12 protein-coding genes and 3 pseudogenes are annotated in these 10,326 nt (G+C 61.9%); 9 read left to right on the top strand and 6 right to left on the bottom strand.

The genetic code is table 11. From position 1 onward, the window contains the following. Window positions 1–982 precede the first annotated feature (982 nt). From BM228_RS32200 to uraD, 4 genes are read left to right on the top strand one after another with little or no spacing between them, the layout of a single operon-like run. A complete protein-coding gene (locus BM228_RS32200; RefSeq protein WP_092047272.1) occupies window positions 983–2,350 on the top strand; it encodes an MFS transporter in 1,368 nt (455 codons plus the stop codon). A 24-nt stretch (window positions 2,351–2,374) separates the two neighbouring features. Further along, window positions 2,375–2,899, top strand: a complete 525-nt coding sequence (uraH, locus tag BM228_RS32195; protein WP_092047270.1) for a hydroxyisourate hydrolase — start codon at window positions 2,375–2,377, stop codon at window positions 2,897–2,899. A gap of 55 nt (window positions 2,900–2,954) precedes the next feature. Then, window positions 2,955–3,308, top strand: coding sequence for a hydroxyisourate hydrolase (gene uraH / locus BM228_RS32190; RefSeq protein WP_092047268.1), 354 nt, complete (start codon window positions 2,955–2,957; stop codon window positions 3,306–3,308). Window positions 3,309–3,314: 6 nt separating this feature from the next. Further along, window positions 3,315–3,833, top strand: a complete 519-nt coding sequence (uraD, locus tag BM228_RS32185; RefSeq protein WP_092047266.1) for a 2-oxo-4-hydroxy-4-carboxy-5-ureidoimidazoline decarboxylase — start codon at window positions 3,315–3,317, stop codon at window positions 3,831–3,833. 49 nt (window positions 3,834–3,882) lie between these two features. On the opposite strand, the gene BM228_RS32180 is transcribed toward uraD, so the two are convergent. Beyond that, on the bottom strand, window positions 3,883–4,299 hold the full coding sequence (locus tag BM228_RS32180; RefSeq protein WP_092047264.1) for a DUF3830 family protein: 417 nt from the start codon (window positions 4,297–4,299) through the stop codon (window positions 3,883–3,885). Window positions 4,300–4,395: 96 nt separating this feature from the next. Then, window positions 4,396–5,120, bottom strand: a pseudogene (locus BM228_RS32175) (cation:dicarboxylate symporter family transporter); the annotation flags it as partial. Window positions 5,121–5,169: 49 nt separating this feature from the next. On the opposite strand from BM228_RS32175, the pseudogene BM228_RS32170 reads away from it, so the two are divergent. Both BM228_RS32170 and BM228_RS32165 read left to right on the top strand, forming a co-directional pair. Then, window positions 5,170–5,974, top strand: a pseudogene (locus BM228_RS32170) (IS5 family transposase). After that, window positions 5,911–6,234, top strand: a pseudogene (locus tag BM228_RS32165) (peptide-methionine (S)-S-oxide reductase); the annotation flags it as partial. The pseudogenes BM228_RS32170 and BM228_RS32165, both read left to right, overlap by 64 nt. 57 nt (window positions 6,235–6,291) lie before the next feature. On the opposite strand, the gene BM228_RS32160 reads toward BM228_RS32165, so the two are convergent. The 4 genes from BM228_RS32160 to BM228_RS32145 all read right to left on the bottom strand — a co-directional run bounded on the left by BM228_RS32160 (window position 6,292) and on the right by BM228_RS32145 (window position 8,484). Beyond that, the gene (locus tag BM228_RS32160; protein ID WP_092047262.1) at window positions 6,292–6,501 is read right to left on the bottom strand and encodes a hypothetical protein; all 210 of its coding nucleotides are present in this window, start codon (window positions 6,499–6,501) and stop codon (window positions 6,292–6,294) included. A 470-nt stretch (window positions 6,502–6,971) separates the two neighbouring features. Then, entirely contained in the window at window positions 6,972–7,424 is a 453-nt protein-coding gene (locus BM228_RS32155) for a Ros/MucR family transcriptional regulator (protein ID WP_092047274.1), read from the bottom strand. Window positions 7,425–7,655: 231 nt separating this feature from the next. Further along, window positions 7,656–7,835: a hypothetical protein gene (locus tag BM228_RS32150; protein ID WP_092047260.1), complete on the bottom strand. Its 180-nt coding sequence runs from the start codon at window positions 7,833–7,835 to the stop codon at window positions 7,656–7,658. A 16-nt stretch (window positions 7,836–7,851) separates the two neighbouring features. Further along, complete coding sequence (locus tag BM228_RS32145; RefSeq protein WP_092047258.1) at window positions 7,852–8,484, bottom strand: acyl-homoserine-lactone synthase; 633 nt, start codon at window positions 8,482–8,484, stop codon at window positions 7,852–7,854. A gap of 172 nt (window positions 8,485–8,656) precedes the next feature. Here BM228_RS32145 and BM228_RS32140 point away from each other — a divergent pair, with 172 nt between their 5' ends. The 3 genes from BM228_RS32140 to BM228_RS32135 all read left to right on the top strand — a co-directional run. Beyond that, window positions 8,657–9,388 carry an autoinducer binding domain-containing protein gene (locus BM228_RS32140; RefSeq protein WP_092047256.1) on the top strand — a complete coding sequence of 244 codons (732 nt, stop codon included), beginning with the start codon at window positions 8,657–8,659 and terminating at the stop codon, window positions 9,386–9,388. Between the two features lie 44 nt (window positions 9,389–9,432). Next, complete coding sequence (locus BM228_RS34350; RefSeq protein ID WP_139234324.1) at window positions 9,433–9,663, top strand: hypothetical protein; 231 nt, start codon at window positions 9,433–9,435, stop codon at window positions 9,661–9,663. Window positions 9,664–9,863: 200 nt separating this feature from the next. Next, window positions 9,864–10,326, top strand: a 463-nt coding sequence (locus tag BM228_RS32135) for a transposase (protein WP_139234323.1), incomplete at its 3' end; no start/stop codon positions are given.

Genomic DNA, 10,326 nt, shown 5'->3' with positions numbered 1-10,326 from the left:
TGACGATCCTCGCCTGCGATGAAGCGCTTCATCCCGACCTCCTCAGACCAGGATCTACTCTACCAAATCAGCGCGTTTTCACACAGCCTGCACCCATAGCGGCCGTCGCATACGCCTTCGGCTCGGTTGCCGGCAACTCATGCAGTGGATGCGATGGTAGGCTCGGTCCAATAGAGCCTACCCATCTGGGATGGACGACAGCCTAAAGCCTGGCCGTTCCACCATGTGGCTTTCGGTTTTTGGAACGGACAAAGACGGACGTTCAAGACCTGTGTGGAACGTGGCAGTAGGGCTCGGCGGCCTCGGTTCCGTAACCAGCCCTTATGCGAATGGTCCATTGCAGCCGGTAGCGTCCGCTTACGGGACGCCGTCAAAACCATCTGAATGAACGGGATGGGCGCAAAGCTGAACGGCCGGTTTTGCGCTGCTTGGCGGTCCGGCATGGCGTAGTCTGGCCGAAAGCGGTCTGGCGGCTTTCGGTTGCGCGAGGTGCTAAACCGGACATCGCAGCGTTCTCGCTGCCGGCTGCCCACGGACACGTTTTTTCGACGTTTGAATTTCCAATGCGGAACCCGACCGAATTGGCAACCTCGGCGGGCGCGACATACATGGCCAGCGTTTGTCAGGAAGATGATCAGATACCCGAGATCCAAACGAATACGATAGAAGTCCGATAAAGGCCAGAAGCAGTATTTGGCATGACGCCCGGAACTGGACGATCGGTGTTTCGCTCGTGCCGGCCGTTCAAGATGCTTTCGACCATCCATCAAAGTGCGCAAGTTGCGCTGCTGCCGGACCGTCGAACAAGCAGGGGTGTTGGAACTAGCCTGATCCTTTCGTTCGCAATCGAAGCATTTTAGCGAAAACGCAGCGGGGCGACGATCAATCACGAAGCCGTATGGAGAGATGGCTCGTATATTGCAGTCGCCAAGTGGGGATATCCCTCGACACGGGTGATGTGTCTGATCCTTAGGGGGGATCGATGGCTATCCAGTCGTACTCAGCCTCTGATGCGCCGGCCTTCAATCCGCCTGCCACGCTCGATAACACCTACCGTCGGATTACCCTGCGGCTGCTGCCGTTCCTGATGGCCCTCTGGGTTCTATCCTGGATCGACCGGGTGAACATTGGCTTCGCCAAGCTTCAGATGCTGGCCGATCTCAAATTCAGCGAGACCGTCTACGGCATCGGTGCCGGCATATTCTTCATCGGCTATTTTATCTGCGAGGTGCCAAGCAACCTCTTGCTGGAATACATTGGTGCCCGCAAGACCATCGCGCGGATCACCTTCCTGTGGGGAATCTGCTGCGTGGCGATGATGTTCGTCACAACGCCGGCGTCCTTCTACGTGCTGCGCTTCTTCCTCGGAGTGTTCGAGGCCGGTTTCTATCCCGGGGTGATCCTGTTCTTGACATACTGGTACCCAAGCGAGCGGCGCGCCAAGGTGTTCGGCTTGTTCATGTCAGCCTCGGCACTGGCCGGCGTCATCGGCGGTCCGCTCGCAGGCGGCATCCTCAACGGTATGAACGGCGTCAACGGCTGGGCGGGCTGGCAGTGGGTGTTCCTGCTGGAGGGCATTCCGTCGATCCTCGCGGGCGTCGTCACGCTAATCTATCTGACCGACCGGCCCTCCAAGGCCAACTGGTTGACGCCCGAGCAGCGGTCGCTGGTCGAGGCCGACCTAGCCCGCGACGCCGCAGCCCAGGGCCCGCGCGAGCACCGCATCCTCGCCTCGCTGAAGGATGTTCGTGTCTGGCAATGCATCGCGATCTTCTTCTGCATCGTCACGGCGAACTCGGCGCTGACCTTCTTTGGACCGAGCGTAGTACGGGATGCCGGCTTCACCGACCCGCTCACCGTCGGCTGGATCATGTCGGCGGCCTACCTGTGCGGCGGTGCCGGGATGATCCTCAACGGACGCGACTCGGACCGCACGGGGGAGGTACGCCTGCATTGCGGCGTGGCGGCGTTCGTGGGCGCCGCCGCGATCGCAGTAACCGGCCTTCTCGTATCCAGCGCGCCCATCCTGGCGATGATCGCGCTCGCAGTAGGGATAGTCGGCACGATGAGCGCGATCCCCGTCTTCTGGCAGATCCCGGGGCGCTTCTTGGCGGGTTCGGCCGCGGCAGCTGGCATCGCGCTCATCAACTCGGTGGCCAACCTCGCGGGTTTCGGCGCCCCGGCGGTGATGGGCTATCTGCGCGAGCACACCGGCTCGGTCTCGATCGGCCTATGGATCGTCGCGGCCGTCGAAGCGCTCTCGCTCGCGCTGATCCTCGCCTTCGTCCCGCCCGCGACCCCGGAACTGGAGCAGCGCGCAGCGTCCCGCGCCGCGCACGAGCCGGCGTAATCTCACCGCCATCAGGAGCCAACCTTGGATCATCCGTCAAATCGATCCGAACTGACGCGACGCAGCCTCGTCCGCGTCGGCCTCAGCACCGCGGCGGTGGCTTCCGCAAGCACGGTGATGGCGCAGGGCGCACCCACGAGCCCTCCGGCCAAACCCGGCGCACTGACTACCGCCCCAACTTCACAGACCGGCCTCTCTCCGCGGTTGACCCTGCACGCCATCGACAATTTTCATGGCACGCCCGCCGCCGGCATGGTCTGCGACCTCGCGATGCTTGATGGCGAAGGCTACAAGCCACTCAAAACCATCACCACCACGGCGACCGGGCGCCCGGCCGACCCGGTGCTCATCGATGACGCCTTTAAGGCTGGCCACTACGAGCTGGTGATGCATTTCGAGGACTATTTCTCGAAGCTCGGCGTGAAACTTCCCAACCCGAACTTCCTGAGCCTCGTACCGATCCGCTTCCAGATCCGCGACGCCGGCCAGCGTTACCACCTGCCGGTGCTGCTCACGCCCTGGGGCTATTCGTACTATCGCGGTAGCTGAGATCGGCACCGTCCGAACGGATAGACCTCATCCCTCGCTCAGGACACCAAAGATCATGGCCGGCATCTCGACCCACGTCCTCGACACCGACCGCGGCCGTCCCGCCAGCGGGGTGCGCATCGACTTCTCGATGATGGAGGACGGCAAGTGGCGCTTGATGAGAAGCGTCGTCACTAACGCCGATGGGCGCACCGACAAGCCGATCCTGCCCGGCGGCGAGGCCAAGGTCGGCCAGTACGAGTTGGTGTTCCACGTCACCGACTACCTGAAGGCTCGGTCTGGCACGGCAGAGGCCGACATTTTCATCGACGACCCCGTGGTGCGCTTCGCGATCTTCGACGCCAAGCAGCATTATCACGTACCGATGCTGTGCGCGCCGGGCAGCTTCACCACCTACCGCGGCAGCTGAGGCCCCGTGCCCGACATCGCCGCCGTCAACGACCTGGAGCGGGACGCCTTCGTCGTCCTACTCGGTGGGGTGTTCGAGCACGCCGCTTGGGTGGCGGAGGCCGCTTGGCTAGGCCGCCCCTTCGCCAGCGTCTCGGACTTGCACGCGGCGATGATGGCTGCGGTACGCGCCACCCCGCCAGATCGGCGTCTGGCTTTCCTCAACGGTCACCCGGAACTCGCCGGCCCTGAGGCGCGGGCGAAGAGCATGACCGCCGAGTCCGTGAGCGAGCAGGGCGCCGCCGGGCTCGACCGGATGCCGCAGCAGGACGCGGACGCCTTCGATCGGTTGAACCCAGCCTATCGACAGAAATTTGGCTTCCCGTTCATCGTTGCTGTGCGTGGCCGGGACCGAAGCGAGATCCTCGCGCTGTTCGAGGCGCGCCTCCTGTGCTCGCGGGACGAGGAGGCGTCTGCCGCCCTTGATGAGATCGCCGCGATCACGCGGATGCGGCTCGTTCGGCTGGTGAGCGAGGCAAGTATCTGATCCACTATATAGAGGCTGATACTGCCCATCCGAGCAGACGATTTGTTCATTATTCATCTATCTCAAAAACAATCGATTGAGCGCCCTGCCACAGCGCCATCTCGCCGAGCTTACGCAGGTTCTCCAAGCCAGAGGTCAACGTGAGGAAATGGTTGCCCGCGAGCTGGCCCATCTTCGAGGCGAAATGCACGCCGCCGTAGGCAAGTAGGATCTCAGTCTCGCTGATCCCACCGGGATAGAGAATGATCTGTCCCGGTGCTGGGTAACTGGTGTGGTTCTCGTAGCCTACACCGAAGTCGTAGTCCCCAAGCGGCATCCACACACCTTCGCCGCTCCACCGGACGTGTACCGCTTGGGTCTTGAACGGCATGCGCGCGCGGAACGCCGCGCAAGTCTTGGGCGCAACTTCTTCCTCGAACTGTGCCCCAAATACGAACGGCCCGGCCGTCACGCGCAAATCGCCCATCTGCTGCTCTCTTCGCCTTACCGGGAACGGTTATAGGCCCGATTGGGGCCTATCGCCCACCATCCCTGATCGGGTGGCAGGCGATGTGAATGAAATTCAGGCAAGCAGCTCGCCCACCGAGATGACCGCAATATCGGATGGCGGGTTGTCGAGCACCGCCCGCGCCCGCGCCTTATCCAGGTCGCCCTCCCAGGCGGCCACGACGACGGTGGCAACGCAATTGCCGATCAGGTTGCCGACTGCACGTGCCATGCCGATGAACCAGTCCACCGATAGGACCAGCACGAGGCCGATCGCAGGGATCGAGGGAACCGCGCTCAAGGTAGCCGCTACGATCACGATGGCTGAACCCGGCACGCCGTGCGCGCCCTTTGACGTGACCAACGAGATGCCGAGCACGAACAGCAGATCGCCAAACGATAGCGGTGTGCCAGTCGCTTGCGCGATGAACACCACGGCCAGAGTCAGGTAGATCGAGAAGGCATCGAGGTTGAACGAGTAGCCAATGGGCACGATGAGCCCGACCACCGAGGGCTTCACGCCCATGTATTCCACCTCGCGCATGATCTGCGGTAGCACGGCATTCGAGGACGCGGCTCCCAACACGATGGTCAGTTCTTCCCGCAGGTAACCGAGGAACTTGAAGATGTTCACTCCGGCGGCCCGAAGCACAGAGCCAAGGATTACGATCACAAAGAACGCCACCGCGACGTAGAACAAGCCAACAAGGGAAGCAGTTGGGTGAGCGAGCCGACGCCGTACTTGCCGACCGTGTAGGCTACGGCGCCGAGCACGCCGAGCGGAGCGACACGCACGATTAAGAGTGCCTAACAGAACGGGCACGGATCGTCTGGGCCTGCGTTGGTTGGTATAGCTCGCCCGCTTCTGCCGGATGATCTCTGGGACGCGATCACCCTGCTTCTACCACCGCTCCGACCACGCCCGAAGGGCGGTCGCCGCCCGATCGAGAATCGGGCCGCGCTGACCGGCATCCTGTTCGTGCTGCGCTCGGGCCTGCCCTGGGAGATGCTGCCGCCCGAGATGGGCTGTGGCTGCGGATGAGTTGCTAGCGGCGTCTGCGCGACTGGCAAGAGGCGGGCGTCTGGGCGCACCTGCATCAGGTGCTGCTGGAGCGTCTGCACGCGGTCGGGCAAATCGACTGGAGCCGGGCCAGCCTGGACAGTGCGTCTGTCCCGGCCAAAAAAGGGGCTCTGCCACCGGCCCGAACCCGACGGACCGGGGCAAGGCGGGCACGAAGCGCCACCTCGTCACCGATGCGCGCGGCACGCCGCTCGGCTTCTGCCTGAGCGGGGCCAACCGGCACGACAGCCCGATGCTGGCCCCGACGCTCGACGCTATCCCACCCCTGCGCAGCGGACGACGTGGACGCCCGCGTCGGCGGCCCAGCAAGCTGAACGCCGACAAGGCCTACGATGCCAAGGTCCGACGCTAGGAGTGCCGGGCTTGCGGGATTGTGCCGCGCTTCGCGCGCAAAGGCATCGAGAGCAGCGAAAAGCTCGGGCGTCACCGCTGGGTCGTCGAGCGCACCCACGCGTGGTTCAACCGCTTCCGCCGCCTGCCCGTCCGTTACGAGCGGCGCGCCGACATCTACGAAGCCTTCACGAGCCTCGCCGCCAGCCTCATCACCCTCAACCAGATCAGACGGTTCCGTTAGACGCTCTAAGATACCGTTCGGCGATCTACTACACCGACGACGACCAGCGTCGGGTTGCGGAGGACACCATCGCCGACATCGACGCATCCGGCCTGTGGCCCGGGAAGGTCGTGACCGAGGTGGCGCCCGCCGAAGACTTCTGGGAGGCCGAGCCCGAACACCAGGATTACCTGGAGCGGCGGCCCGATGGGTACACCTGCCACTTCGTCAGACCGAACTGGGTCCTTCCCGTAAGATCTGCGGTCGGGCAGAACGCCTGATTGCGCCTAAAGGCGTTGGCGCCTCTGAGCGTCAACGCCTCAACGATGGGGTCGCGATTATCGTAAGGTCGCGGATTCCCCGTTCTCGAGACGCCTGTCCTCGCCATTGGGACCGCCCCGCGCGACGTGGTCGTTTAGGCGGCCCAGGTGCTCGAAGACGTGTTCGAACGCTGCGGTGACAGCCTTCTCGAATGAACCGTCGCCCTTGCCTTGGGCGTCCTTGAGGGCGCCAAGCAGAGCGCGATGCTTCTCGGTATCGGCAGACATGCGTTTCTCCCGGCCGGCGACTGTACCGACTCGGTGAGCCAAGCTCCTTCTTCGGTGCCGGTTCCTGAAGGGTAATGCCGGCTCCGACCTCAAGGCGCCGTTCACCACCGGTCATGCGAAGAGCGGGGCTTGGCAAACAGCCAGCTGCTTTCCGGGATGGAGGACCTGACCGGATAGCTTGTGCCGAAAACGTTCGACTCCGGCATCGAGCATCTGATCGTCGCAAACAACCGCTAGAGGAAAGACTGCTTCCCACCAACTGAGAGAAAAACTACGCGGTGCTTTACCACCCGTAGCGCCGTAGACCTCACCGTTGACGTGGCTCCCCCCTTAAAAGTAGCCCTCCCTGAGGTATGGCTTTGAGCCATGCCGAGGTTGACCTCGTTTGTGATCAACGGCCTATGCAAGTTCTCGGGCTATCGGAGGGCCCCCACGGATCTTAGTTCGGGCGAAAGGTGAGCCTCCGGGTCTCATTCTGCGGCTTGTTGCGGTTGCCGAACACTCCGTGCCCCCGGTACCCCAAGACCGATCGCCTTTGCGATCGCCGAGCGTTGCTCGGCGTAGCTGGGGGCCACAGTCGGGTAGTCGCTGGGCAGGCGGTAGCGGGCACGGTACGTCTCAGGCGTAAGGCCGTGGGCGGTAAGATGTCGCTTTAGGGTCCTGTACAAACGTCCGTCGATAAAGCTCATGATGTGGTCATGCTGGACCGATCTGCGGATCTGAGCAGGAGTCGGGACTTCAGTGGTTGCGATGGCTGAATGGAGTTCGTCTGATGGCTGCTGCAGGTTGCAGAGTGCCCAATGAATGGACTCGAACAAACCTGGCAGATCTGCGACTGCGATGTGATTGTTGGTGACATAGGCAGCCGTGATCTCAGCTGCCAGCTCAAGGCATGAGTGTGGCAGTAATTTTTGAGAAGACATTTTAGTCATTGAAGTTTTCCTCACATGGCCCCCTACTACCGACAAAAGCATAAGACTGATGCCACTTGCTGGGTATTCGCAGCGCCAGTAAATATTTTCAGAAATAAGTGCCCTGTCGCTGGATTTTTGACGAATTACAGCGACAGGAAGATGATGTTGATAGGCAAATCAAGCTGCCAATTGTCGTGATTTGCAGGTTCTGTTACCTGGAGATGTTGTTCAAAATGATCGTCACTTTAGCTTGGAAAGGATAAATCCAAGCTCGATCAGCGCGACGTCAACAAGTTCGAGTAGCTTCGGGTCAATTATTTCGTTGACGGTTTGTCGAAGATCCAGGGCTTGCTCGGCGGCGCGCCTTATGAGTTCACCCCCGTCATCGACATGGCTGCCATTGGCCAGCGCGTTGCTCATGACATGGTGACCTTCTTCAGCTTGCCAGCCGGGCAGCGACCCGGCTCTCTGGCGCCAAGACCGAGTCCGTGCTTCCGCGCATCTTTTGCAGCTGTCGGAGGCTGCGGCCGTCGAAGCCGGCATTGACCGCGACGATCTCGACGTCATCGATCATCTGCGGAAGCCCAAGTGGTAGGGCATGGATATGCAACTGAAGCAGCCGCAAGAGCCAACTCGTTGGCATTTCGGAGACGAAGCCTTTCAGGCCTCGAGGCAACCCCCACTCGACGATGCCTGTGAGAATGGCCAGGGCTGTTGGATTAAGCCGACGGCCCGAGGTGCGAGCGGAACCGGCAACGCCGATCCGACTCCATTCGACGATATGCGGTGAGGAGGGTGGCACGCCTTCGCAAAGCTGAGGCAAATGCGTGGAGAGAACGTAGGGGCGTGCGGTTGGAAGAAGCCTGGAGTATCCCACAACCTCATTGTCGTCGACTGCGAGAAGATGGACGGCGTGCTCGTCGTCAAACTCGTCGATCTCACGCTTGTCATCGCGCTCGATTGCTGCCCAGCCCATCTCCTCCACGAAAATCCTATGCCGCAGGCGCCACGCTTGCTCCATTAGGTCTCGGTTATGATCGATATTCGCGGCAGTGATGACTTGAATCATGAAACACCTCCGTGCTTGGTGTGCCCGCCCGACGAGGCGCGCGACACCACGCGAACGCGTGGTGTCCACCCGTTTGTTGCGCGGTGTGGGCTATTTCCGGAGATGAGGTCTCGGTGCTATCGTCAGTTGAACCGCGGCTCGAAGCTTTCGAGAGCAGGCGATTGGGACTGTCGTGAGCCGAAAATCACTCGATCACACGCTCAAGTTGCTCAAAGAGCTTGACCGAGCTGTCAGCGTTCCGGAGGTGGTTTCAACGGTACACCGCCAACTCGCAGGTTTTGGGATCGACGCGATCATCGCCGGGCTCCTCCCTACATCTTCCGCCCTGACCGGCTTCAACCGGCAGTTCCTGGTGATGGAAAGCGTTCCTGACGAGTGGCGGCAACGGTACCTGCATCGGCGCTACGCTGCACACGATCCGATCGTCGTGCAAACCCTGCACAGGCAGACGGGATTTGGCTGGCGCGACCCCGCACTTCCGTCGCCGACGTCAGACACCGCTGTTCAAATTATGAACGAGGCGGCCGAGTTCGGCCTTCGCGACGGCTACACGGTCCCCCTGACGACCGTCGAGGGCGAGATCGGCGGGATGAGCTTTGCGGGCCGCCGGCTCGAGATAGCCCCTGAGCATCGCGGGATGCTGACGCTTGTCGCGAGCTACGCCTTCGGTCACGGCCTGCTTGTGCGCGGCCAGCCAATCGAACAATCCGTCGGCCTTTCACCGCGCGAGCGTGAGACCCTTCAGTGGACCGCTGAGGGAAAAACCGACTGGGAAATCGGCGAGATCATGGGCATCTCGGAACACGGGGTCGACTCACACCTGCGCGGGGTGCGCACAAAACTTCGAACACGCAATCGGGCTCAATCTGTCGCCGAGGGTTTCCGGCTCGGTTTGATCGTCTAGGTACGGGGCATCCCGCATCGGCCGACAGAGAATTCGAGTAGCCCTTGGCGCACGACGAGCGAGACGATCATCTTCTGCGATTGATTGCGGCAGCCGTCAGCGTAGCTGTGCAAGCGTTTGCGACTGAAATTGCTGTCGAACTGGACAAGGCCGGTGATCTGCACGGCACATACCTGCTCGCCAGGTTGATCCGGGCTTTCCGCGCACTTCCGAACGACGATGAGCGGCTCAAGGCGCTCCGCATAATCGAAGAACGAACAAACCGGACTTCCTGACGCAGGCCGCACATCACACGCCGATAAAAGATGGTTCCGGGCGCCAACGTCTGGGCGGCCACGAACGACAGGATCTGGCCGAAAGCAGAATGACCGCTTCAGCGAAGGCCGGCCGTAAAAGCCGACGGCCTGCTACCGACCGAGGCTGTGTCAAAAGTCCCATCTGAGATAGACTTGCCGCCTCATCTGCGGAGGCCAGCATGGGTCGGTTCGTCGAAGGACAGGATCGTCGGCAGTCCTGGTTGCTGCCCAGTTCGCTGGACGACTACGTCACCGCCGACAATCCGGTTCGGGTGATCGAGGTCTTCATCGACGAACTCGATCTGGGCGCCCTCGGCTTCACCCGCTTCGAGCCCGCGGCGACGGGACGGCCCGCTCATGATCCGGCCACGCTTCTGAAGCTCCACCTCTACGGCTATCTCAACCGCGTGCCGTGGAGCCGGCGGCTCGAGCGTGAGGCACAGCGCACCATCGAGGTGATGTGGCTGACCGGCCGGCTGGCTCCCGATCACAAGACGATCGCCAACTTCAGGCGCGACAACGGACCTGCGATCCAGGCGGCCTGTCGGCAGTTCGTGGTGCTGTGCCGGGATCTGCAGCTCTTCACCGGGGCGACCGTCGCTTTGGATGGATCGAAGTTCAAGGCGGTCAACAACCGGGACC

It is taken from the genome of Methylobacterium pseudosasicola, assembly GCF_900114535.1.
In the GTDB taxonomy this organism is placed as follows: Bacteria; Pseudomonadota; Alphaproteobacteria; order Rhizobiales; family Beijerinckiaceae; genus Methylobacterium; species Methylobacterium pseudosasicola.
This window is presented reverse-complemented; position numbering and strand designations above follow the sequence as displayed.

Coding starts and splice junctions, on each gene's coding strand:
- BM228_RS32200 (WP_092047272.1), top strand. CDS start 983: ATGGCTATCCAGTCGTACTCAGCCTCTGATGCGCCGGCCTTCAATCCG.
- uraH (WP_092047268.1), top strand. CDS start 2,955: ATGGCCGGCATCTCGACCCACGTCCTCGACACCGACCGCGGCCGTCCC.
- BM228_RS32180 (WP_092047264.1), bottom strand. CDS start 4,299: ATGGGCGATTTGCGCGTGACGGCCGGGCCGTTCGTATTTGGGGCACAG.
- BM228_RS32160 (WP_092047262.1), bottom strand. CDS start 6,501: ATGTCTGCCGATACCGAGAAGCATCGCGCTCTGCTTGGCGCCCTCAAG.
- BM228_RS32155 (WP_092047274.1), bottom strand. CDS start 7,424: ATGTCTTCTCAAAAATTACTGCCACACTCATGCCTTGAGCTGGCAGCT.
- BM228_RS32150 (WP_092047260.1), bottom strand. CDS start 7,835: ATGAGCAACGCGCTGGCCAATGGCAGCCATGTCGATGACGGGGGTGAA.
- BM228_RS32145 (WP_092047258.1), bottom strand. CDS start 8,484: ATGATTCAAGTCATCACTGCCGCGAATATCGATCATAACCGAGACCTA.